The organism is Vibrio sp. 2134-1 (assembly GCF_033339495.1).
Genome location: NZ_JAWOUS010000496.1, coordinates 1 through 663 on the forward strand (window position 1 = coordinate 1; position 663 = coordinate 663).

1 pseudogene is annotated in these 663 nt (G+C 45.7%); it reads left to right on the forward strand.

From position 1 onward, the window contains the following. Positions 1 to 210: 210 nt before the first annotated feature. A pseudogene (locus R7R78_RS26855) lies at positions 211 to 663 on the forward strand (molybdopterin molybdotransferase); the annotation flags it as partial.

Below are 663 nucleotides of genomic sequence, written 5' to 3' on the forward strand. Positions count from 1 at the left end.
CTCAGTTAGATGTTCATATCGCCAAGGCACATAACAAGAATACACTGAGCCGTTTTCTTTAGTTCCGATAGGCGTTTACCCCTTTCGGATGGGTGACAAGGATACTCGGATTTTTGAATAATTACACCCATATTTTATAGGTGGACATTCTTACCAAGTCCGATTTTATGGTAGAGTTGCCACAAAACAAAAGAACATAGGATTATCTCAATGGGCTGCTGCGACGCACCTGGCTTGATGCCAATTGAAGAAGCGATGGACAAAATGTTATCGCGCATCAAACCTATCCAAACGACACTTTCTCTTCCTCTTGCTGATGCTCTGGGTTTTGTACTGGCCGAAGACGTTTTATCGCCAATTCACGTACCGCCTTTTGACAACTCAGCAATGGACGGTTATGCAATCCGTATTCAAGATTTAGAAGCGTCGACTGTATTGCCGATGGTGGGCAAATCCTTTGCGGGCCAACCTTTTGAAGGTGAATGGCCAACAGGCACTTGTGTTCGAATCATGACTGGCGCGAAAATTCCGGAAGGTTGCGATGCCGTTATCATGCAAGAAAACACGACCGTGACCGAAGCGGGTATCCAGTTCAACCAAACGGATGTGAAACCTCAAAATAACATCCGCCCAACTGGTGACGACATCAAGCAAGGCGATATC